Source organism: Hymenobacter algoricola (assembly GCF_039539525.1).
GTDB lineage: Bacteria > Bacteroidota > Bacteroidia > Cytophagales > Hymenobacteraceae > Hymenobacter > Hymenobacter algoricola.
In genome coordinates this window covers 1-21,158 of record NZ_BAABDH010000032.1, presented here as the reverse complement: position 1 = coordinate 21,158, position 21,158 = coordinate 1, and the positions used below count along the sequence as shown (strand labels likewise).

Annotated in this window: 22 protein-coding genes; 18 read left to right on the top strand and 4 right to left on the bottom strand. The window is 64.4% G+C overall.

Annotated features, from left to right (window positions below; genetic code table 11):
* Positions 1-115 precede the first annotated feature (115 nt).
* Complete coding sequence (locus tag ABD842_RS08650) at positions 116-328, top strand: tRNA-specific adenosine deaminase (protein ID WP_345112613.1); 213 nt, start codon at positions 116-118, stop codon at positions 326-328.
* A 208-nt stretch (positions 329-536) separates the two neighbouring features.
* On the opposite strand, the gene ABD842_RS08645 is transcribed toward ABD842_RS08650, so the two are convergent.
* Entirely contained in the window at positions 537-761 is a 225-nt protein-coding gene (locus ABD842_RS08645) for a hypothetical protein (RefSeq protein WP_345112612.1), read from the bottom strand.
* 280 nt (positions 762-1,041) lie between these two features.
* On the opposite strand from ABD842_RS08645, the gene ABD842_RS08640 reads away from it, so the two are divergent.
* The 4 genes from ABD842_RS08640 to ABD842_RS08625 all read left to right on the top strand — a co-directional run bounded on the left by ABD842_RS08640 (position 1,042) and on the right by ABD842_RS08625 (position 5,060).
* Positions 1,042-1,341, top strand: coding sequence for a hypothetical protein (locus ABD842_RS08640; protein ID WP_345112610.1), 300 nt, complete (start codon positions 1,042-1,044; stop codon positions 1,339-1,341).
* On the top strand, positions 1,319-1,708 hold the full coding sequence (locus tag ABD842_RS08635) for a hypothetical protein (RefSeq protein WP_345112608.1): 390 nt from the start codon (positions 1,319-1,321) through the stop codon (positions 1,706-1,708). Before ABD842_RS08640 ends, ABD842_RS08635 begins: the two co-directional genes overlap by 23 nt.
* 207 nt (positions 1,709-1,915) lie before the next feature.
* Positions 1,916-3,694, top strand: coding sequence for a chloride channel protein (locus tag ABD842_RS08630; protein ID WP_345112606.1), 1,779 nt, complete (start codon positions 1,916-1,918; stop codon positions 3,692-3,694).
* A gap of 97 nt (positions 3,695-3,791) precedes the next feature.
* Positions 3,792-5,060 carry a BaiN/RdsA family NAD(P)/FAD-dependent oxidoreductase gene (locus ABD842_RS08625; protein WP_345112605.1) on the top strand — a complete coding sequence of 423 codons (1,269 nt, stop codon included), beginning with the start codon at positions 3,792-3,794 and terminating at the stop codon, positions 5,058-5,060.
* A gap of 79 nt (positions 5,061-5,139) precedes the next feature.
* Here ABD842_RS08625 and ABD842_RS08620 read toward each other — a convergent pair whose 3' ends face one another.
* Positions 5,140-5,397: a hypothetical protein gene (locus tag ABD842_RS08620; RefSeq protein WP_345112603.1), complete on the bottom strand. Its 258-nt coding sequence runs from the start codon at positions 5,395-5,397 to the stop codon at positions 5,140-5,142.
* A 216-nt stretch (positions 5,398-5,613) separates the two neighbouring features.
* Between ABD842_RS08620 and ABD842_RS08615 the strand changes: the two genes are divergently transcribed.
* On the top strand, positions 5,614-7,062 hold the full coding sequence (locus tag ABD842_RS08615; protein WP_345112602.1) for a diadenylate cyclase: 1,449 nt from the start codon (positions 5,614-5,616) through the stop codon (positions 7,060-7,062).
* 534 nt (positions 7,063-7,596) lie between these two features.
* On the opposite strand, the gene ABD842_RS08610 is transcribed toward ABD842_RS08615, so the two are convergent.
* Entirely contained in the window at positions 7,597-8,586 is a 990-nt protein-coding gene (locus ABD842_RS08610; RefSeq protein WP_345112600.1) for an aldo/keto reductase, read from the bottom strand.
* Between the two features lie 164 nt (positions 8,587-8,750).
* Between ABD842_RS08610 and ABD842_RS08605 the strand changes: the two genes are divergently transcribed.
* From ABD842_RS08605 to ABD842_RS08580, 6 genes are all read left to right on the top strand, one after another.
* A complete protein-coding gene (locus tag ABD842_RS08605) occupies positions 8,751-9,248 on the top strand; it encodes a DUF4112 domain-containing protein (RefSeq protein ID WP_345112598.1) in 498 nt (165 codons plus the stop codon).
* Between the two features lie 78 nt (positions 9,249-9,326).
* Complete coding sequence (locus ABD842_RS08600) at positions 9,327-9,761, top strand: hypothetical protein (protein WP_345112596.1); 435 nt, start codon at positions 9,327-9,329, stop codon at positions 9,759-9,761.
* Positions 9,758-10,453, top strand: a complete 696-nt coding sequence (locus ABD842_RS08595; RefSeq protein ID WP_345112594.1) for an SCO family protein — start codon at positions 9,758-9,760, stop codon at positions 10,451-10,453. Before ABD842_RS08600 ends, ABD842_RS08595 begins: the two co-directional genes overlap by 4 nt.
* Positions 10,450-10,881, top strand: a complete 432-nt coding sequence (locus ABD842_RS08590; RefSeq protein WP_345112592.1) for a c-type cytochrome — start codon at positions 10,450-10,452, stop codon at positions 10,879-10,881. Before ABD842_RS08595 ends, ABD842_RS08590 begins: the two co-directional genes overlap by 4 nt.
* A 131-nt stretch (positions 10,882-11,012) precedes the next feature.
* On the top strand, positions 11,013-11,966 hold the full coding sequence (locus tag ABD842_RS08585) for an enhanced serine sensitivity protein SseB C-terminal domain-containing protein (RefSeq protein WP_345112590.1): 954 nt from the start codon (positions 11,013-11,015) through the stop codon (positions 11,964-11,966).
* 282 nt (positions 11,967-12,248) lie between these two features.
* The gene (locus ABD842_RS08580) at positions 12,249-12,695 is read left to right on the top strand and encodes a hypothetical protein (RefSeq protein WP_345112588.1); all 447 of its coding nucleotides are present in this window, start codon (positions 12,249-12,251) and stop codon (positions 12,693-12,695) included.
* 266 nt (positions 12,696-12,961) lie between these two features.
* Here the strand turns inward: ABD842_RS08580 and ABD842_RS08575 are convergent, their stop codons facing one another.
* Positions 12,962-13,483, bottom strand: a complete 522-nt coding sequence (locus tag ABD842_RS08575; RefSeq protein WP_345112586.1) for a DUF2062 domain-containing protein — start codon at positions 13,481-13,483, stop codon at positions 12,962-12,964.
* A 93-nt stretch (positions 13,484-13,576) separates the two neighbouring features.
* Here ABD842_RS08575 and ABD842_RS08570 point away from each other — a divergent pair, with 93 nt between their 5' ends.
* The 6 genes from ABD842_RS08570 to ABD842_RS08545 all read left to right on the top strand — a co-directional run bounded on the left by ABD842_RS08570 (position 13,577) and on the right by ABD842_RS08545 (position 20,937).
* On the top strand, positions 13,577-14,521 hold the full coding sequence (locus tag ABD842_RS08570) for a YihY/virulence factor BrkB family protein (RefSeq protein ID WP_345112585.1): 945 nt from the start codon (positions 13,577-13,579) through the stop codon (positions 14,519-14,521).
* Between the two features lie 240 nt (positions 14,522-14,761).
* A complete protein-coding gene (locus tag ABD842_RS08565; RefSeq protein WP_345112583.1) occupies positions 14,762-16,144 on the top strand; it encodes a DEAD/DEAH box helicase in 1,383 nt (460 codons plus the stop codon).
* Positions 16,137-16,496: a low molecular weight protein tyrosine phosphatase family protein gene (locus tag ABD842_RS08560; RefSeq protein WP_345112581.1), complete on the top strand. Its 360-nt coding sequence runs from the start codon at positions 16,137-16,139 to the stop codon at positions 16,494-16,496. Before ABD842_RS08565 ends, ABD842_RS08560 begins: the two co-directional genes overlap by 8 nt.
* A 31-nt stretch (positions 16,497-16,527) precedes the next feature.
* A complete protein-coding gene (locus tag ABD842_RS08555) occupies positions 16,528-17,850 on the top strand; it encodes a hypothetical protein (protein WP_345112579.1) in 1,323 nt (440 codons plus the stop codon).
* 35 nt (positions 17,851-17,885) lie between these two features.
* Positions 17,886-18,824, top strand: coding sequence for a zinc-dependent peptidase (locus ABD842_RS08550; RefSeq protein ID WP_345112577.1), 939 nt, complete (start codon positions 17,886-17,888; stop codon positions 18,822-18,824).
* 241 nt (positions 18,825-19,065) lie between these two features.
* Positions 19,066-20,937 (top strand): M2 family metallopeptidase, encoded by a 1,872-nt coding sequence (locus ABD842_RS08545; protein ID WP_345112575.1) that lies wholly within the window; start codon positions 19,066-19,068, stop codon positions 20,935-20,937.
* The last annotated feature ends 221 nt before the right edge of the window (positions 20,938-21,158 follow it).

Sequence of the window (21,158 nt, the reverse complement as noted above, 5' to 3'; positions counted from 1 at the left end):
GTTGAGAGCTGTCAACCATAATGTGTCCGGAAGCCTAGGAACTCCCGCCGCAACTTACTGACTCGTTTCTGTTTACTTCAAGTCCAATTCCCAAACACCCTCTTACAGCACCCTCATGCCCTGCTTTATGTGCGCGGGCACCATCGTGCAATTCAAAATTCCGAAGGTCATCGTGGGCGAGTCCCGCACTTTCGACGGCGCCCGCGAATTTATGGAAAGCCACGGCGTCGAAGTTATTGACCTGGACCTGGACGAGTGCGTGCAGATGATGGAGGAATTTATCGAAGCCGAGCCCACGCTGTGGAACGAAGATATTATGGAGTTGTAGGGTGAATTTATCCGGCACCGCCAATTGAATCAGCGACGACCAGCCCTGGTTGCCATTTCGCGACGCACAGGATATTATATATTTTGATTAGGACGAGTACCGCATTAACCGTCTCTTTTCTAACTGCCTCCGGCTAAAAAACTCACCCGCAAAAAAATCCCCGCCAAGTACTTGGCGGGGACTTTTACGTATTGGGCACTTTGCCTGCCTACGCGGCCGACTGGTCTTTCTTCGGGCGGCCCCGACGGGCGCCGGTGGCGCTGGTGCCGGCAGCGCGGGGCTTGCGCTCCTTACGCTCAGGCTTGTAGGCCGGGTCGAGCAGGCTGCTCAGCTCATCGAGCGCCGTGCGCACCTTTTCCATGCTCTTGCGCACCTGGCCCAGGACCAACTGGTTGTCTTCTGCGCTTTTCAGGAGCTGCTGTAATTTGTTCAAATCTGCTGTTGCCATGGTGTTAGTGTTGAAGAGTGTGGGTTATTTTCGGAACAAAGAAACTATGAATTTTCTTACGACCAATATTTAATCAAGTTGTCTGCCCGATTAAACCGGGGAATTTTCTCCCGTTAATTATCAGAGCCCACTAATTAAGCAGCACGAATTACGCGCCGCCGCTGGTTTGGCGCTTTGGCAGCCCGCAATAGCAGTAGCGTCCATTCCCCTTTTCAGGTGATAGACGTGGGGGCTGCCCCAAATTTTCAGGGCGTACTTTTGCGGCATGCGCACCCCGTTTGCTTCCAAAAAATGTCCTCATTGCAGCCAGTGGTCGGCGTGGCAGCAACAGCCGGATGACCGGTGCGCGCATTGCCAGCAGCTACTCGACCCCCAGGCCCAGCGCCGCGCCCAGGAGCAGGAGGCCCTTGCCCGCCAGCCGGTGTCCTCGTTTATGCTCATCGAGATAAAGCCCACCGACGGGGCCGGGGTACGCTTTCTTAAATACCTGGTGCGCGGCGGGCAGCTGGCTTTTGCGGCTATTATGGCCTTTCTGCTCTGGTTTGTCACGATCCTGGCCGGCTGAGGCGATGCTGGCCCGCGAGTTCCGCCATCCGCTGTTTCTGGCTTTTGCGGCGCTGTATGCGCTGGTGGGCTACAGCCGCCAGTGGGGCCCGCTGCCGCTGCCCTCCGCGCTGAACGCCTACCTGGCCGACGTGGCCTGCCTGCCCCTGCAGCTCACGCTGGCCCTGGTGCTGCTGCGGCGGTGGTACTTCCGCCGCCCCGGGTTTGTGCTGCCGGCTTCCTGGATTATCAGCAGCTGGCTGGTGACAGCCGTCTGGTTTGAGCTGCTGCTGCCGCCCCTGAAAGCCACGGCCACGGCCGACCCGCTCGACGTGCTGGCCTATGCGCTGGGCGGCCTCATTTTCGGACGCTGGCTGAACCGGCCGTGAGGCCCCGCATTTTCCAGCCAGCTTGTCCCTTGTGCATGATTCAGGAGCTGAGACGCGGGCAGGCTACCACGACGTGCCCGTAGCGGTTTAATAGCCCTATTTTTGCGGTTCGGCAGCCGGTTAATACCCCTTTTTGAGTATCATGCGTTGAGGTAAAGGGGTCGGGCCACGGTACAGTGAGGCCGGGCCGGCGTTACCCTCTTATCAATGCCCAAAAATTACCTTCATCGGCTGCTGAGTCCTCTGCTGCTATGGCGCCTGCGCCACGTCAACGACCGGGTTTACCTGATTCTGGTGAGCGTACTGGTCGGCGGGCTGGCGGGGCTGGCGGCGGTGGCCATCAAAACCTCGGTCCACGGGGTGCAGACGCTGCTCTACGCCTGGGTGCCGGAGCAGTACCGGGTGTTTGCGCTGTTTCTCTACCCCATCATCGGCATTGCCCTCACGGTCATCTTCACCCGCTACTTTCTGGGCGGCACCCTGAGCCGGGGCATCGGGCCCATCATCTACAACATTGCCCGCCAGAGCAGCATCGTGCCGCGCAGCAAGCTGTACTCGCAGCTGGTCACCTCCTTCCTGACGGTTTCTTTCGGCGGCTCGGCCGGTCTGGAAGCCCCGATTTCGGTGACGGGCTCGGCCCTGGGCTCCAACCTGGGCCGCATTCTGCGGGTGGGGCAGCGCGAGCGGCGCCTGCTGGTGGGCTGCGGCGCGGCAGCGGGCGTGGCCGCCATCTTCAACAGCCCCATTGCCGGCGTGCTGTTTGCCGTGGAAGTGATTCTGTCGGAGCTGTCGGCGCCGTTTTTCATTCCCCTGCTGATTTCCTCGGCTACGGCCACGGTGGTGTCCAAGGCCCTGTACGCGGGGCAGCCGTTCGTGCTCATTACCAGCAGCTGGCCGGTGCAGGGCATTCCGTTTTACGTGCTGCTGGGGCTGCTCACGGCCCTGCTGTCGGTGTACATGATCCGGATCTACTTCTGGGCCGACAAGTTTTTTGAGCGCTGGACCGGCACGTTCCGCAAGGTGGTGCTGGGCGGCTTCGGGCTGGGCATCATGGTGTTCATCTTCCCGCCCCTGTACGGCGAGGGCTACAACATCGTGCAGCTGCTGCTCAGCGGGCAGCCCGAGCACCTCGTCGACAACTCGATCTTCTCGGTGTACCGCGACGAGAACGTGTGGACGCTGCTGCTGGTGGCGGCGGCCAGCATGCTGCTCAAGGTGTTTGCCACCTGCATTACCGTGGGCTCGGGCGGCAACGGCGGCATGTTCGGCTCCTCGCTGTTTGCCGGCGCGCTGATGGGCTTCATTGCGGCCCGCATCATCAACCTGAGTGGGGTATACCCCGTGTCGGAGGTGCATTTTATTGTGCTGGGCATGGCCGGCACGCTGGCCGGCGTCATCCATGCCCCGCTCACGGCCATCTTCCTCATTGCCGAAATCACCGGGGGCTACGCGCTGTTTGTGCCGCTGATGGTGGTGTCGTCCAGCTCTTACCTGATAACGCGCTATTTCGAGCCCTACTCCGTGTATACCCGCAAGCTCGTCACCCGGGGCGTATACATGCACGCCGACCGCGACCGGGGGCTGCTGGCCCAGCTCGATATTCTCTCGCTGGTGCAGACCGACTACGAGCCGGTGCACCCCGAAAGTACCCTGGGCGAGCTGGTCACCATCTTCCGCCACGCCAACCGCAACCTGTTTCCGGTGGTCGACGACGTGGGCCAGCTCGTGGGCCTGATCACCCTCGATACCGTGCGGGATGCCCTTTTCGACGACGAGCACTACACCACCACCCGCGTGCGCGACCTGATGACGATGCCGCCCGCCGTGGTCAACCCCGACGATACCACCCTCGACACGCTGCGCTGTATGGAGCAGCTCAACGTGTACGCGCTGCCCGTGGCCACCAACGGCCGCTACCTGGGCTTTATCCGCAAGTCCTCCATTCTGAGCAACTACCGCCGGCAGCTGCTGAAAGAAACCGAGTAAGCCCCGGCTTGCCGGCTCCCAGGCGCCAACCAGGGATTTTCCCTTGCCTTTCGACGGCGGCGGGCCAACTTTGCCTTGTCATTCTACTTCCCCCGTTTTGCCTACCGCCACCACCGCTCCTGATCAGGAAAAGCATCCGTCTCCGGCCGCCGACATTGCCGTTATCGGGGGCGGCCCGGCCGGGCTGCTGGCGGCCCAGCACCTGGCCGAAGCCGGCTACCGGGTGCGGGTGTACGAGGCCCAGGGCACCGTGGGCCGGAAGTTTCTGGTGGCCGGGCACGGGGGCTTCAACCTGACCAACGCCGAGCCAACTTCCGCTTTTGAAACCCGCTACGGAGCCCGCCAGGCCAGCTTTGCGCAGTTTCTCACCCACTTTTCACCCGCCGACCTGCGCCAGTGGGTGGCCAGCCTGGGCCTGGAAACCTTCGTGGGCACCAGTGGCCGCGTTTTCCCCACTGCAGAGTACAAGCCCGCCCAGCTGCTGCGCGCCTGGCTCGACCGGCTGCACACGCTGGGCGTCGAAATCAACGTCCGCCACCGCTGGCTGGGCTTCACGGCCGGGGGCCTGCGGCTGCACCACGAAAGCGCGGGGCAGGAGCTGGAGGTGCGGCCGGCCGCCGTCGTGCTGGCGCTGGGCGGAGCCAGCTGGGCCAAGACCGGCTCGGACGGCCACTGGGTCACGGCCTTCGCCGCGCTGGGCGTGGCGCACGCACCGTTTGCCCCGGCCAACTGCGGGGCCGAAGTGGCCTGGTCCACGTTCTTCCGGACGAAGGTCGGGCGGGCCCCGCTCAAAAATATTGCGCTCGGCAGCGGCAGCCAGATCGTGCGCGGCGAAGTCATGCTGACCGAGTACGGGCTGGAAGGCACGCCGGCCTACGCCCTCACGCCGGCGTTGCGCGCCGCCTTGGCGGCCGGCCCACCGGCGCTGCTCCACCTTAACCTCAAACCCGACCTGACGCCCGAGCAGCTGCTCCATCGGCTCCAAAAGCCGCGCGGGGGCAAGTCGCTGGCGGCGTTTCTGGAGCAGACCCTGCGCCTGGGCCATCCCGTTGCTACGCTGCTGCGCGAGCTGGCACCGACGGCGGCCACGGCCGAACCCGCAGTCCTGGCCCACCTGCTGCAGCACCTGCCGGTTCCGGTAACCGGGCTACGCCCCCTGGAAGAGGCCATTTCGACGGCGGGGGGCGTGGCCTGGGATGAGCTCGACGAGCACCTGATGCTGCGGCGCCGGCCGGGCACCTTCGTGGCGGGGGAGATGCTGGACTGGGAAGCGCCCACCGGCGGCTATCTGCTGCAGGGCTGCTTCAGCACCGGCGCCTGGGCCGCGCGGGGCGTGCAGCAGTGGCTGCGGACGCACCAGCCCTAGGCCCCAAAGGCTCAGATAAACGACTTTAACGGCCGGCCTAAACCCCGGCCCCGGCCGGGGCTCAGCCCTACTGGCCAGCCTACTCTTCCCGAATCCGGACGCTGCGGGCTTCGGCGGCGGCCAGGATTTCTTTGGCTTCGGCCAGGGCCTGCTCGCCGCCGTTCATTTCCTTGCGGTAGAGCAAGGCAAACAGCAGGAAGAACGACACGATGGGCAGCACCCAGCCCAGCACAAACCACAGCCAGAACGAGCGGCCGTAGCTATAGGCGCAATACCCCGTGGTGAGGGGCAGGAACGACATTGCGCACGCAAAAGCCAGAATGATGTCGATAAACATGGCGGGGCACGGCTGGGTATTCCGAAGATACGCTCCGGGCCGCCGATTCGCAAGCCGGGGCGCGGGTTTCTGGGCGAATAACCCGCAACAACCCGGGTTGTTGCGGGCCCGCGGGCAGAATCTTGCCGCCAGCCCCGACCACCTTCCCCGGCGTTTTCCCGTACCTTCCGGTTCACGCCCTTCTCCCCCGTTCGTTTGCCCCGCCCCGAATTGCCCATGTGGGAACACCAAAGCCTGTTTCGCGTTACGGCCCAGCTCTTTGCCGATGGCGTTTTCAATCTGCTCGACCGTAACCTGAAGCCCGAGGTTTTTCTGCTCGGCCTGGCTTCCGCCCGCGAAACCGACGAGCCCCAGGCCGTGGTCATTGAGCCCGCCAGCCACCGCTACGAGCCCGCTGATTTTGCCGACGTGAAATCCCGCGCCGCCGCCCTCGAGCCCGACGGCCCCCGCGAGGTGGTCTACCACCTGCACCCCACCGACCACGACCGGTTCGAGAAGCTGCGCTGGTACGACTTGATGCGCAATGCCACCGAGCAGCTGCTCAGCGGCCTGATTCTGCACCACGACGAGGACCGCATCAGCTTCTGCTCTTTGCCCGTGAGCCTGAACGGCTACCTGGTGGTGGTCGTGCTCCAGCTGTCGGCCGAAACCTACCACAGCTACTACGCCCTGCCGCCCCAGCGCGGCACCCGGTCGGTGTCGCTGCTGTCGGCGGCGGTGCAGGAGTTTTTGCAGGACTGCTCCCGGGCCCTGCGCGAAACCGACACCGACGACGAGCGGCCGGTGCTGGACCGCGACTACAACGAGGTGCTGCGCGCCGCCGGCCGCCGCTTTATGCTGCGGCCCGCCGCCGGCAACCACGGCCTCTACGACGCCTGCAACGGCGTGGCCGCCCTGCGCCACGAAGGCGACGAAGGCATCGGCACGATGCTGGTAGCCCGCCGCCACCACCCGGCCGTGGTGCCCGTGCTTACCCTGGAAACCCCCATCACCCTGCGCGACCACCGCTCCATCCGCAAGCTGCTGGAGCTCAGCGAGGGCCGTACCTCCCTGATAACGGATGCCACCAACGTGTTTGGGCTGGGCCACCTGGTAGAGCCCACCGACCCGCACTTCGAGCCCCTGTTCACGGTGCACTTCACCAAGCACTACAGCTGGGAGCTCAGCCACAGCGAGCAGGTGATGATGAAGGTGGTGACCAACACCCCGCGCCTGCCCCAGGGCCGGGTTGACGAGCAGAACTTTGCCCGCGCCATTCACCGCGTTTTTCCCGTCGTCGATGCTGCCGGCATTGCCTACCTCTGGGAGCTGACTCAGAAGGCCACCAAGCAAACCAACGGCACCATCCTGGTTATTTCGGAGGGCGCGGCCCAGGAAGCCGTGCGCCTCACCCGGCAGTGCTTCCGCGTCACGCCCCGCATCATGACGCCCTCGGTCCTGCGCCTGGTCACCAACATCGACGGGGCCGTATTCATTGACCCCAGCGGTATCTGCTTCGCCATCGGGGCCATCCTCGACGGGCTGGCCACCGAAAAAGGCGACTCCTCCCGCGGCTCCCGCTACAACTCGGCGTTGCGCTACGTGGAAAGCAGCCGCTACGCCTGCATTGCCATCGTGGTAAGCGAAGACGGCCTGATTGATCTGCTGCCGCCAATGAAGCGGTAAGCGGGCAAAGTGCTAAGCTGGCAGGCCTGACGTGCTGCCGGCTTCTGCCATCATCCGCTGCACCCCGTCGGATTGCCTTCCCATCGGTGCGGGATGCCTCCGAAGCCCTTTGGATAGCTCCGGTGCCGGTGCAGGGTGGCTCCGAAGCCCTTTGGATAGCTCCGGTGCCGGTGCAGGGTGGCTCCGAAGCCCTTCGGATAGGTCCGGCACCAGTGCTGATGCCCTCCGAAGGCCTTGGGATAGGCTCTGTACCGGTGCTGATGCCCTCCGGAGGCCTTCGGAAGCATCCCGCACCAGTGCTGATGCCCTCCGAAGGCCTTGGGATAGGCTCTGTACCGGTGCTGATGCCCTCCGGAGGCCTTCGGAAGCATCCCGCACCGGTGCTGATGCCCTCCGAAGGGCTTGGGAAGTATCCCGCACCGGTGCTGATGCCCTCCGGAGGGCGCTGAATATGCCCTGCACCGGTGCAAGGCATATTCAGCGCCGACCCGCTCCCCTCACGGCATCGGCCCGTCAGCTTACCGCTGCACCTGCTCACCCATTCACGCTATTCATCATGGCGGCGGGGTAGCGGGGGCCGGCGGCGGCATTCACGGGGGCGGCCTCATCGATCTGGCGCAGCTCGGCTGCGCTGAGCCTGAGCTCCAGGGCGCCGAGGTTTTCTTCGAGGTAAGCCACGCGCTTGGTGCCCGGAATCGGCACGATGTCCTGGCCCTGGGCCAGCACCCAGGCCAACGCCAGCTGCCCGGCAGTGCAGCCCTTCTGGGCGGCCAGGTCGCGGATGCGGGCTACCAGGTCGAGGTTGCGCTGGAAGTTTTCGCCCTGGAAGCGCGGGGTGTGGCGGCGGTAGTCGTCGGGGGCCAGGTCGTCGAAGCGCTGGATCTGGCCGGTCAGAAAGCCGCGCCCCAGCGGGCTGTAGGGCACGAAGCCCACGCCCAGCTCGCGGATGGTGGGCAGAATCTCGTCTTCCGGCTCCCGGCTCCAGAGCGAGTATTCCGTTTGCAGCGCCGCAATGGGATGCACCGCGCAGGCCCGGCGTACGGTGTCGGCGGCTGCTTCGCTCAGCCCCAGGTGGCGCACCTTGCCTTCCTTCACCAGCTCGGCCATAGCGCCCACGGTTTCCTCGATGGGCGTGGCGGGGTCCACGCGGTGCTGGTAGTAGAGGTCGATGTAGTCGGTGCCGAGGCGCCGCAGGCTGGCTTCGCAGGCCTGGCGCACGTACTCGGGCCGGCCGCTGATGCCGCGCCTGGTGGGGTCGGCGGGGTCGCGCAGGATGCCGAACTTGGTAGCCAGCACGATCTTGTCGCGCCGGTCATGGAAGGCTTTGCCTACCAGCTCCTCGTTTTTGTAGGGCCCGTACATGTCGGCCGTGTCGAAGAAGGTGACGCCCAGCTCGAAGGCGCGGTGCAGGGTACGGGTGCTTTCGGCGTCGTCGGGCTGCCCGTAGAAGTCGGACATACCCATGCAGCCGAGGCCCAGGGCCGATACGTGGGGGCCGGAGCGGCCCAGAGTTCTGGTTTCCATAAGAAAGCCTTAAGAGTAAGGGTGAGGCCGCAGGCGGGGCAAGCGTAAGCTGCTATAACTGCCGGCCGGCCGAAAAGGATTGGCCAGGCCCGGATTTCATTGGCCGGAGCGCCGCCCCGCCTTTTTCCCGACACCTGCGTTTAAGACCTAAACTCCCCTTTCCCATGGCCTCCGTACCTCCCTCCCTGCCGCTGCCCTCCTCCTTCGACGCCGATGAGCGCCTGCGCTGGGTAGAGCGCGTGGCTCGCCTCATGGACAGCCAGTTCCGGCTGCCCGGCACCTCGTTCCGCTTCGGCCTCGACCCGCTGCTGGGGCTGCTGCCCGTCGTCGGCGACCTGTCCACCTTCGCCGTGTCGGCGGCCCTGCTGCTCACCATGATGCGCCACGGGGCCAGTGGCAGCGTGGTGGTGCGCATGAGCCTCAACATCCTGCTCGACACCCTGGTGGGCGCCGTGCCCGTGGTGGGCAACCTGTTCGACTTCGCCTATAAAAGCAATGAGCGCAACGTGGACCTGCTGCGCCGCCATTACGCCGAGGGCAAACATACCGGCAGCGGACGGGGTTTGCTTATCGTGGTGATGCTGGGCCTGCTGGTAGTGTTCGGTCTGGTCGGCTGGGCCAGCTACGAGCTGCTGCGCTGGGGCTGGCAGTACTTTCAGTAGCGCCGGCCGGGGCGCGCGGGCTTTCACCACGGCCTTTTTAGCCGTGCTACTGCGGCGCTCGTACCCTACCTTTGCGGCGTGAAAACTCCTTCTTTCTTTGCGGCGCTGTCCGGCCTGACCCTGCTGGTCCTGGGCGCCTGCAACTCCCAGCCCACGCCCGCCCAGCAGGCGGACCAGGCCGAAAAAACCATGCTGGCCAGCCACGACTCGCTGATGAGCCGCATGGATGAGCTCTACGACCTGCGCCAGCAGCTGCAGGCTGCCCCGGGCCTCGACTCGGTGGCCGCCGGCCGCCACCGCCGGGCCCTGCTGGCGGCCGATGCGGCCATGATGGACTGGATGCACCGCTACCACCGCCCCGCCGACTCGGTGACCGTGCCCCGCCGGCTGGCTTATTTTGCCGCCCAGCAGCGCCGCATCGACTCCGTGGCTCAGCTCATGACCCGCAGCCTGGACTCGGCCCGCCTGGTGCTGCCGCCGGCCCTACCCTCGTCCCAACCTTCCGCTCAATGACCTTCTCCTTTCTGCGCCGTACGCTGGGCGTGAGCCTGCTGACGCTGGGCAGCGCCCTGCTGCTGCCCGCCTGCACTACCGATACCACCGCCACGGCCGAAGCCGAGCGGCTGCCCTTCATCGGGGAGCGGGAAATCAGGCCCCGGGCCGACGGCGGCCCCGCCGACACGCTGTACGCCACCATTCCGGCCTTCCGCCTCACCAACCAGGACGGCCAGGTAATTACCAACGACACCTTCGCCGGCAAGGTCTACATCACCGATTTCTTCTTCGCCACCTGCCCCAGCATCTGTCCCAAGATGCAGAGCGAGCTGCTGCGCGTGTATACTCAGTTCAAGGGCGACCCACGGGTGCTCCTGCTGTCCCACACCATCGACCCGGCCCACGACTCCATCCCGGTGCTGCGCGACTACGCCCAGCGCCTGGGCATTCAGGATGCTTCGCGCTGGCACTTCGCCACCGCTTCCCACGACTCGATCTTCGCCCTGGCCCGCGCCTATATGACGGCCGCCCAGGTGGATAAGCAGGTACCCGGCGGCTACGCCCACAGCGGTGCCTTCGCCCTGGTAGACCCGCAGCGCCGCATCCGGGGCGTGTACGACGGCATGAACCCGCTGGAAGTGCAGCGCCTGCTCGACGAGCTGCCCCTGCTGCTCCAGGAGGTGGAGCAGGAACAGAAAGCCGCCCGATGAGCCGGCGCCGGTCGTGCGTGGCGGGCGCGGCCACGCTGCTGGGCGCGGGGCTGAGCTTGTCGGGCTGCTTTACCGAGCGGCAGAACGAGGGGGCCCGCATCTACGCCACGCACTGCGCCAACTGCCACGGCGCCCAGGGCGAGGGCCTGCAGCGCCTGATTCCGCCCCTGGCCCGCGCCGACTACCTGACCAAGAACCGCGCAAACCTGGCTTGCCTGCTCCGCAAGGGGCTGCAGGGGCCGCTGGTGGTCAACGGCGTCGAGTTCAACCAGGTGATGCCCGCCGCCGACTCCCACCTCACCGACTCCCAGCTCACCAACCTGCTGAACTTCGTGCAGACCTCCTGGGGCAACCAGGGCGAGGTCTTCACCATCAGCGAAGTCTCGGCCCAGCTGGAGGGCTGCGGCGTGGTGCCCGACAGCCGGTAAGCGCCCCAGCACCGCCTCCCGGCAATTCTTTGGCAACCAAACGGCTACGAACAAAGTCAGCGCTGTGGGCCGGGGAGGCTGAAATCTTCCGCAATCCTGGTTAGCTTGCGTATCCAATCCACTTATCTGTCATGGGTCTGTTTGACTTTCTGAAATCCAAAAAAGACGCCGCACCCGCCGTGCCGGCGCCCGCTGCTCCCACGCCGGCCCCGGCCGGCTCCCCGGCTCCGGCCCCCGGCGGCCCGCGCTACAAAGGCTCCAGCTACACCTCGCCGGTACCCGAGCCCCAGCAGCCGATGTCGCTGCCGGTGCCGCCCCTGCCGCCCATGCCCCAGCTGCCGCCGTTCGAGCCGGTAAATATCCTGGAGGAGCTGCTGCTGCACGCGGCCACCCAGCCCGAGCTGCGCACCGACTTCTACCGCGCCCTGCTGGGCGAGGAGCTGGTGGTGGTGATGTTGCCCAAGGAAGGAGAAGCGGGCGGCGAAGTAACGCCCACCGAAGGCATGGAGATTCAGCTGCAGGTACTCAACGACGGCAAAATTCCGGTTTTCAGCTCCGTGGAGAGGATGTACGAAGGCGGCATGGAGACAGACTCGGTGCCCTACCTGCGCATTCGGGGCATGGAGTTTTTCCAGATGGTGCAGGGAGCCGAATGCGCCCTGAACCCGTTCTCGGCCGTGGGCAAGCTGCTCCCCGCCGAGGAGCTGGCCGAGCTGCTATCGGGCCGCCTGTTTGCCGGCGCCCCGGACGGGCCCGACCAGCCGGTGCCCGTGCTGCTGGGCCAGCCCGCCGACTACCCCACCCAATTGCTGGACGCCCTGCGCGCTTTCAGCGCTGCCAAGCCCGTTATCCGGGCCGTGTACATCGCCCAGGTGCAGCTGCAGGACAACTCCGCCCCGCCGCGCCTGCTGCTGGCCTTCCACACCGACGACAACGACGCCGCCTTTCTGCAGGAGCTCGGGCCCGTGGTGCAGGGCAACATCAGTGACCATGAGCTGATTGACGTGCTGGTGCTGGACCCGACTTCGGAAGAGCCGCTCAACCAGTACTTCACCACCGTAGAGCCGATTTACCGCAGAGCTTAGAGCTTAGAGCTTAGAGCTTAGAGCTTAGAGCTTAGAAGGTACCGAAACGACCGTCTGGGGTTCCTCAGACGGTCGTTTCGTTTACAAATCCAAGCAGCTATTCCACCGCGGTTTACAACACCCAATAATCCACAGTACTTTCAGGACCGATAACGGGCCCTTATCGGATGCTGTCCGAAAGTCGGTGGCTGCCTAAAGCACCGTTTTTGTAAACTTCAAGGGTGCACCCTTCGAATACCCACTATGGCTCATGTCTCCCATTCGTCGCGGCAACCGGATTCCTTGGAAGTGGTCAACGAGGCCATTGTGGCCGCCTACGGGTCGGCTACGGAACCCCATTACGGGTTTTCGCTCCGAGCATACAACCGACGGCCCTATCAAGCCCTCGTAGACGAATTGGCCCGCGATTTTGTCTTGGAGGACTCAACCGACCTGAATTACGAAGTCGCTTTTACCTATGCCGTACGGGGCCAGCAAGAGCATTATTTGCTGCTGTCCCTGGTGGGTCCGTTTTATGTGCTGTATCGGTCCTTCGCCGAAGTGGAAACCCCAGCTAAACAACTCGACACAGAGGAAGGCAAGGCCATTCTGCAGGTGGTGGAGCGCCACGGGCTTACGCGCTTGGACCCAATGATGCTTCAGCAGCGCACATGCTTGGAACATAGAGAAGGACGTACCACGGTCCTGATGACGGTTTGGGAGGCCCTGTTTGATTATAGTCAACTATGAACCAAAATGGTGGTAGATGGTGGTGCATAAACCNGTTTACGAAACCCGTCTACGAATCAACGTTTACGAAACTGGCAGAAGGGATGAGTTTCGTAAACCCGAAACCAGACACCTTCCCGGGCCTGGGCAAACAGGATTTTTGGGGCAGTGGGGAAGTACCAAAAGCCGGGCCTTCGTCTGGGAATAGTCGAATAACATAATGTATGCTACATGCGGGGGCTTGGCACAATGGTATTCTTATTTTCTACTCGGACCTGCCTTACTGCCTAAGCCGCTCCCTGCCGGGCCAGCAGGCGCCGAAACACCGGGCGCAGGCCGTAGTTCAGCGCCAGCCCCAGCGGCACCATGGCCACGGCCCAGAGCAGCAGCGCGCCCAGGCCGGCGTGCCCGAGCAGGTGCAGGGCGCTACGCCAGTCGTGGACCATCAGGTACTTCAGCTTTTCCAGCGACAACTCCGGGGCCTGCCCGTTTTGCCACAGCCGGGCTCCCAGGCGCAGCAGCGGGATAAGCAGCAGCAGCTGCAGCGGGCTCATCAGGTGACCTACCAGCAGCATGGCCGCCACGTTGAGCCGCCGCCGCACCGCCACGAAGGTGATGAGCAGCGTGGTAACGCCCAGCACCGGCACCAGGCCGCAGGCCACGCCCAGGGCTACTGTGAGGGCCAGCTGCGGCGGCGTGAGGCCCTGCCGGAGCACGTTGCGCAATGGGTCGAGCAGGTAGCGGCGGACCCAGCCGGCGGTCGGCGGGGGCGGGAGGGGCGGCGGGCTAAGCGGAGCGGGTACGGGCACGGGCGGCGGGCTAAGGAAAACGGGGCGTTCCGGCGGCGGCGCGCTACCTTCGTAGCTCTTCGCCGCCGGCCGGCGCGGCTAGCAACGCCTTCGATGACAAAAGTACGCGAGTCGGGCCAGCCCCGCCCCAAAGTCTGGACCGATTTCTTTCTGCTGCTGCGGCGCGCGGCCCGGGAGTTTGGGGCCAACGACCCGCTGCGCCTGGGCGCAGCCACGGCCTTCTTCACCACGTTTGCCCTGCCCCCCATCCTGATTGTGCTCATCCAGTCCCTGGGCTCTTTTTATTCCACCTCCCTGGTGCGCGAGATGCTGCTGGGCAAGGTTTCCGACCTGCTGGGCTCCTCGGCCACGGAGCTCGTCGAGCAGATTCTGACCAACGTAGCCAACCGCGACGAAACCCGCCTGATTACCTGGCTGGGCTTCGGCTTTCTACTCTTCATTGCCACCACGCTGTTTGTCGTGATTCAGAATTCGCTCAACCAGCTCTGGCAGATCCGCGCGACCCGGGCCACCGGCCGCTTCCAGAAAGTACTCAAGGAGCGGGCCCGCTCCCTGGGCATCCTGCTCTCCACGGGGCTGCTGTCGCTGGTGGCCTTTCTGTCCGACGCCGTGCTCAACTTCCTGCGCTCCTACATGCAGGACTTTGACTTCTCGGCCACCTTCGTGCTGGTGCAGGGCCTGAATCTGGTGATGTCGACGCTGATTCTGGCGGCCTGGTTCGGGGCAATCTTCCGCACCCTGAGCAGTGCCCACGTGCCGTGGCGGGCGGTGTTGCGCGGGTCATTGCTCACGGCCGTGCTCATTCACCTGGGCGAGTTCGTGCTCAGCTACCTGCTGGTGCCCCGCAACCTGGGGCCCATCTACGGCCACGCCTCCAGCCTGGTGCTCGTGCTGCTGTTCGTGTTCTACTGCGCCATGATTTTTTACTTCGGCGCCTGTTTTACCAAGGTGTACGCCCATTACGCCGGCATCGACATCCGCCCCAAGAAGAACGCCGTCCGCTACCGCCTGGTGGACGTGGCGCAGGAGCAGGAGTAGCCCACCGGCCGCAGTAGAGAACGCCGCCCGGTTTGGCGCTGTTCTCTACAGATTTGTAGAGAACAATCCGTAAACGGCCGACGTTCTCTACAAGCTTGCAGGATATCATCCGTCGTCGGCCGGTATTTCCTACAGTCAGTCCCGGCGGCAATCCTGGCCGCTACGGGCGGGGCAACTTCCATCCCGCCCGGGCTGCCGCCGAAATCCGGCGTATCTTTGCAGCCAACTTTTTCGTTTCGCATGCCCTCTTTCGCCGACCTTGGCCTCGCCCCTTCCTTGCTGCAAGCACTGGAGGAGCTGAATTTTACTGCCCCCACCCCCGTCCAGGAACAGGTTATTCCGATGGCCCTCGCCGGCCAGGACGTGGCGGGCCAGGCGCCCACCGGCTCGGGCAAAACGGCCGCCTACGGCCTGTCCATCCTGCAGAACCTGGACCTGAAGCTCGACGCCGTGCAGGTAATCGTGCTGGTGCCGGCCCGGGAGCTGGCCCTGCAGGTACGCGACGCGCTCAAGAAACTCGGTAAATACCTGCCGGGCCTGCGGGTGGCGGCCTTCTACGGCGGCCACGCCTTCAAGGAGGAAACCGCCTCGCTCACCCAGGCGCCCCACATCGTGGTGGCCACGCCCGGCCGCCTGCTCGACCACTTCGAGCGGCGCTCCATTGTGCCCAACCAGCTCACCGTGCTGATTCTGGACGAAGCCGACAAGCTCCTGGAGCTGGGCTTTCAGGATGAGCTGGTGGAGATTGTGAAGCGCCTGCCGCGCCGCCGCCAGACCCTGCTGTTCTCGGCTACCATGTCGGACAAGGTGCTGGCCCTGATTCGCGCCAACCTCGTCCGGCCCCGGGTCGTGGCCTCGTCGGAAGAGGAAGGCAAGCTGCCCGAAAACCTGACCCTGCTGGGCCAGGTAGGCCCGGTGGAGAAAAAGCCCGCCGCCCTGCTGCACCTGCTCAGCCAGCCCGAAACCGGCCGCGCCCTGGTGTTCTGCAACACCCGCGACCGGTGCGTGGAGCTGACCCGCTTCCTGCAGGGCCGGGGCGTAGCGGCCGAAGTGCTGCACGGCAAAATGCCCCAGCCCGAGCGCGACAAGGCCCTGATGAAGCTGCGCAACGGCTCCAGCCAGGTGCTGGTGGCCACCGACGTGGCCGCCCGCGGCCTCGACGTGACGGCCCTCGACACCGTTATCCAGTACGACGCGCCCGACAAGGCCGACGCCTTCCAGCACCGGGCCGGCCGCACGGCCCGCGCCGGCGCCGTGGGCACGGCCCACATCCTGGCCACGCCCCACGAGCAGACCCACGTGCAGAAGTGGGCCATTGCCGAGAGCATTCAGTGGAAGCCCCTGCACGCGCCGGCTTTGCCGCCCGCGGCCCCCAAAGCGCCCAAGCCGGCCAGCATCACCCTGCATGTGTCGGCCGGCCGCAAGGACAAGGTCAGCGCCCACGACCTGGTGGGTACGTTCGTGGCCCACGGTGGCCTGGAGCGCGCCGACGTCGGCCATATCGAAGTATTCGACCACTACAGCTACGTGGCCGTGCCCCGCCTGCAGGCTCAGGAAGTAGCCCAGCGCGTAACGGGGGCCAAAATCAAGGGCCGCAAGATCCGGGTTTCGCTGGTTGAGTAAGCCGGACTCCGTCCTATCTGACGCCCGCCAGCTGCTGTTCATCTGCAGCCAGAACCGCTGGCGCAGCCTGACGGCCGAACGGCTTTTCGACGACCACCCGCACTACGAAGCCCGCTCGGCCGGTACCGAGTCCGGGGCGCGGGTGCGCGTCACGGCCGGGCACCTGGGCTGGGCCGAGGCCATCTTCGTGATGGAGCGCCGCCACGTCGACCGCCTGCGGGAAAAGTTCGGGGCGGGGCTCCAAGACACGCCGGTTGTTATTCTGCGCATTCCCGATATCTATCAGTTTATGGATGCTAGCTTGCTGCAGTTGCAGCACGAAAAGCTACGGGCCCTGTTGCCCCGACTCTAGCGCTCCCCCATTCTGTTGTTGCCGATTGCCTATGCCCCTTCGTTTACTGCTGCTGGTATGCTGCTGCTGTTTTTTGAGCCTCTCAGGCCGCGCCCAGGCCTACGAACCCGGCCTGCTGGTGCGGGCCAACGGCGACACGCTGCGGGGTGAAATTGAAAACGCCTTCTGGAACGAGCCACCCGCCTTCATCCGCTTTCGGTCCGCTGCCACGGCCCCCAGTGAGCTGTTTCAGCCCCGGCAGCTGCAGGCAGTACGCTTTACCGGTGGCCGTTACTTTCGCTACGAAACGCTGCCGATTGACCACGCCGCCGAAACCCGCCTCGACCGGCTGCCCCAGGGCTTTTACCCCGACGTGCAAACCGAATCGGTGCTGGCCGACGTTTTGGTAGACGGGCCAGCTACCCTGCTACGGGTGGTCAGATTTGGTACCACGCACTACCTGCTGCGCCGCGTCGGGCTGCCGGTGCTTGATTTGAGTGAGCGGAAATACCTGGTTCAAGATCGGCAGGGCCGGAACTTGGTGACCGACGGGAATAACTACCGAGGGCAACTGGGTATTTTTTTTGGCGACTGTGCGGCCGCTTACCAGGCTATTGAACTGGCGCCGTTTACCGCCCCGGGCTTGGTAGAGGTGGTGCAGGCGTATAACAATAGTTGCGCGCCCACGCGGGTCGGGAGCCTGAATCTGCTGGCCCAGAGTAAGCCCCGGCGTACGGTAGCCTTGCAGGGCGGCCTGCTGGCCGGAGTGCGCTACAACCGGATTGAGAGCGTGTATAGTGGGCCGTTAGACGGCCAGTGCACCGATTGTCGGCCGCGGCCGTATGGCGGACTCTATGCCGAGCTGCTGCAGCCCAGCCGCACCCAGGCCCTATACGGGGAGCTGAGCGTCAGCACTTTTCGCAGTCAGGGCGGCTTCTACAGTACCAATAGCAGCAATCCGGCCGTGTTTATATACCACCCCTTCACCTACCGCGCCTGGCTGGCAACGGCCCGCCTCGGTCTTCGCTTCCTCATGCCCTTGCCCCATGAGCAACACTGGCTGGTCGGCGCCGGCTACGAGCTCAACCAAGTCGTGAGGCCACGCCTGGACCCCGCTACCCAGCCCGCTGTTTTGGTCCGGTACCAGGATCTGGAGTTTGCCTCGCCCACCTGGATGCCTAATCTGAGCCTGGGCTGGCGGAGCAATCGGGCTACGGTGAGCCTAGATGGACAGTTCTACGCGGGCAGCAGCAGCAGTGACAACTTCCTGGCCGGGGTATTTTTCAGCGAGAATTATTCCCTGCGCCTGGGCTTCGGCTACCGCCTGGGCTCGAACCCGGATTTGAAGACGCCCTCCGCCGCGGGCCCGCAGTAAGTCAACCTAAATCCCGAAGGGCCGTTTACCGGGCCATGAATTATCTGCTTTGGCTGGCCGTGTTGGCCGTTATCATCTTTCTGTTTTACCGCTACGTCAGCCGCGACGCCCGCGTAAAGGCCGCGGCGCTGGCGGCGGAGTTCCCCGACGAATGGCGGCAGATTCTGAGCACCCGGGTGGCCTTTTACCTGTCGCTGACCGATAACGAGAAAAAGCGCTTTGAGCGCGAAGTCCAGGTATTCCTGGCCCAGACGCGCATCACCGGCGTGCAAACCGACATCGACGACGTAACCCGGGTGCTGGTGGCCGCCTCGGCCATCATTCCCATCTTCGGCTTCCGTGACTGGGAATACGGCAACCTGAGCGAGGTGCTCATCGTGCCCGATGCCTGGAAAGAGGTCCAGGGCCCCAACCAGGAAGTGGCCCCGCTGGCGGGACAGCTGCTGGGCTCGGTGCGCAACTTCCAGACGTCCCACTACATGCACCTGTCGAAAGCTTCGCTCGAGCAGGGTTTTCAGGATGCCCTGGACCGGCAGAACGTGGGCATCCACGAGTTTGCCCACCTGCTCGACCAGGCCGACGGCGTCATCGACGGGGTGCCCAGGCTGGCGCTGCCGCCCGCGCTGCTTCAGCCCTGGGCCACGGTCATGGCCCGCGAAATCGAAGCCATCCGGGCCGGTAAGTCCGACATCAACTCTTACGGCGGCACCAATGAGGCCGAGTTCTTCGCCGTCGTCACGGAGTATTTCTTCGAGAAGCCCGAGAAGCTGCAGCAAAACCACCCCGAGCTCTACGACCTGCTTACCCGCGCCCTGCGCCAGAACCCGGAAAAGCGCTTCCTGCGCTTCAGCGTCGACCCGCGGGAGTGGCTCAAGACGCTCCGCTCGAAGCGCAAGTTCGGCCGCAACGACCCCTGCCCCTGCGGCAGCGGCAAGAAGTACAAGGACTGTCATTTGTTGCCTCAGGCTGCCTAAGCCCGCTCGGAAGACAACCTGACCCGCTGGGAAGACAACCCAACCCGGTTGGAAGGCAACCCGAGCGGTTCTGAGCTGAACCAGTTGCCTTCCGCAGGCCGCTTGCGGGGTTCAGAGCACAACTGATTCGGCTCTGAACCCCGCAAGTGGGCTGCGGAGCCGGAACGGGGGCGTCGGAAGGCCCTACTTCGGCGGCAAGTAGTAATTTGGGGGCTGAACTTCCCGCGCTTCCCTCACTCCCATGAAGAAGACCATCCTTTCCGGCCTCGCGCTGGCCACGCTGGGCACCGCACTATGGGCCTGTGCCCCAACCGCCAAAACCAATATTGGCACTGCTCTGCCGCCCACTACGCCTACTGCCGAGTCGGCAGCCTCGCCCGCACCCGTGGATTGGAGCCGGCAGGCCGATGAGTTTCTGGCCGGCTACTCTACCGAGTACCAGCGGCTCTACACCCAGTCGTCGGAGGCCGAGTGGCGCTCCAACACGCGCATCGTGGCCGGCGACTCGACCAACGCCGTGGCCACGGCCCGCGCCAACGAGGCCATGGCGGCCTTCACCGGCAGCGCCGACAACATCAACAACCTGCGTCAGCTGCTCGAGCACAAGGACCAGCTGCAGCCGTTTCAGATCAAGCAGCTCCAGGCGGCCCTCTACAACGCGGCCAACTCGCCCCAGACCATTGCCGACGTGGTGAAGCGCCGCATTAAGGCCGAAACCCAGCAAACCGAAAAGCTCTACGGCTTCGACTATAAGTACCGGGGCAAGTCCGTCACGACCAACGACCTGGACGAGCTGCTGCGCCAGGAGAATAACCCGCAGCGGCGGCAGGCCATCTGGGAAGCCAGCAAGGCCATCGGCCCCACGCTCAAGGACGGGCTGCTGAACCTGCGCGGCCTGCGCAACCAGACCGTGCAGGCCCTGGGCTACCCCGACTACTTCACCTACCAGGCCTCCGACTACGGCCTGAGCCGGGAGGAAATGATGACGCTGGTGCGTAAGATCAACGACGAGCTGCGCCCCTTATACCGCGAGCTGCACACCTACGCCCGCTACGAGCTGGCAAAGAAGTACAAGGTGAAACAGGTGCCCGACTACCTGCCCGCCTCCTGGCTGCCCAACCGCTGGGGTCAGGACTGGAGCGCCATGGTGGAGGTGAAGGGGGTAAACCTCGATGCCACGCTGGCCAAAAAGGGCGCGGAGTGGCAGGTGAAGCAGGCCGAGCGGTTTTACCAGAGCCTGGGCTTTCCGGCGCTGCCGCCGGTGTTCTACGAGAAAAGCAGCCTGTACCCATTGCCCAAGGGCGCGGCTTACAAGAAAAACAACCACGCCTCGGCCTGGCACATGGACCTCAACCAGGACGTGCGCAGCCTGATGAGCGTGGAGCCCAACACCGAGTGGTACGAAACTACCCACCACGAGCTGGGCCACATCTACTACTACCTCACCTACACCAACCCCGAGGTACCGGTGCTGCTGCGCGCCGGGGCCAACCGCGCCTACCACGAGGCCATGGGCAGCCTGATGGGCCTGGCCGCCACCCAGAAGCCGTTTCTGGTGGGCCTGGGTTTGCAGGATCCCAAAGCCAAGACCGACCAGACCCAGACGCTGCTTAAGGAAGCGCTGAACTACGTGACCTTCATTCCCTTCTCCTCGGGCGTGATGAGTGAGTGGGAAAACAGCTTCTACGCCGACAAGCTGCCCGCCGACCAGCTCAACGCCCGCTGGTGGGAGCTGGTGAAACAGTACCAGGGCATCGTGCCGCCCACCGCCCGCGGCGAGCAGTACCTCGACCCGGCCACCAAAACCCACATCAACGACGACCCCGCCCAGTACTACGACTACGCCCTGAGCTACGTCATCCTGTTCCAGCTCCACGACCATATTGCCAGGAAAATCCTCAAGCAGGACCCGCACGCCACCAACTACTACGGCAGCAAGGAAGTGGGCACCTTCCTGGCCGACATCATGCGCCCCGGCGCCAGCAAGGACTGGCGCGCCGTGCTCAAGGAGAAAACCGGCGAAGACCTCTCCGCCCGCGCCATGGTCGAGTATTTCCAGCCGCTGATGGTATATCTGAAAGCCCAGAACAAGGGGCGGAAGTACACGATGTAGGTTTCGAAAGCCGAGTTTAAATAGATTGAACGGGCGCAGTCGTCGTAGCTGCGCCCGTTACCTTTTTACCGCTATGGAGCCGGATGACATTAAATCTCTGGGAGAAGGGTTTATCTGGCTAGGGCGTGTTCTCAATTTAGCCAGAGGGTGATGGCGCGTAGTTGGATAAACGCGGCGTAGGAATCGGCGAGCTTATCGTAGCGCGTGGCCACGCGTCGGAA

Bases quoted from the DNA above. Each gene is read 5' to 3' on its own strand.
- ABD842_RS08585 (WP_345112590.1), top strand. From the start codon at position 11,013: ATGGGTCTGTTTGACTTTCTGAAATCCAAAAAAGACGCCGCACCCGCC.
- ABD842_RS08555 (WP_345112579.1), top strand. From the start codon at position 16,528: ATGCCCCTTCGTTTACTGCTGCTGGTATGCTGCTGCTGTTTTTTGAGC.
- ABD842_RS08590 (WP_345112592.1), top strand. From the start codon at position 10,450: ATGAGCCGGCGCCGGTCGTGCGTGGCGGGCGCGGCCACGCTGCTGGGC.
- ABD842_RS08630 (WP_345112606.1), top strand. From the start codon at position 1,916: ATGCCCAAAAATTACCTTCATCGGCTGCTGAGTCCTCTGCTGCTATGG.
- ABD842_RS08650 (WP_345112613.1), top strand. From the start codon at position 116: ATGCCCTGCTTTATGTGCGCGGGCACCATCGTGCAATTCAAAATTCCG.
- ABD842_RS08605 (WP_345112598.1), top strand. From the start codon at position 8,751: ATGGCCTCCGTACCTCCCTCCCTGCCGCTGCCCTCCTCCTTCGACGCC.
- ABD842_RS08640 (WP_345112610.1), top strand. From the start codon at position 1,042: ATGCGCACCCCGTTTGCTTCCAAAAAATGTCCTCATTGCAGCCAGTGG.
- ABD842_RS08620 (WP_345112603.1), bottom strand. From the start codon at position 5,397: ATGTTTATCGACATCATTCTGGCTTTTGCGTGCGCAATGTCGTTCCTG.
- ABD842_RS08570 (WP_345112585.1), top strand. From the start codon at position 13,577: ATGACAAAAGTACGCGAGTCGGGCCAGCCCCGCCCCAAAGTCTGGACC.
- ABD842_RS08565 (WP_345112583.1), top strand. From the start codon at position 14,762: ATGCCCTCTTTCGCCGACCTTGGCCTCGCCCCTTCCTTGCTGCAAGCA.
- ABD842_RS08595 (WP_345112594.1), top strand. From the start codon at position 9,758: ATGACCTTCTCCTTTCTGCGCCGTACGCTGGGCGTGAGCCTGCTGACG.
- ABD842_RS08610 (WP_345112600.1), bottom strand. From the start codon at position 8,586: ATGGAAACCAGAACTCTGGGCCGCTCCGGCCCCCACGTATCGGCCCTG.
- ABD842_RS08615 (WP_345112602.1), top strand. From the start codon at position 5,614: ATGTGGGAACACCAAAGCCTGTTTCGCGTTACGGCCCAGCTCTTTGCC.
- ABD842_RS08545 (WP_345112575.1), top strand. From the start codon at position 19,066: ATGAAGAAGACCATCCTTTCCGGCCTCGCGCTGGCCACGCTGGGCACC.
- ABD842_RS08550 (WP_345112577.1), top strand. From the start codon at position 17,886: ATGAATTATCTGCTTTGGCTGGCCGTGTTGGCCGTTATCATCTTTCTG.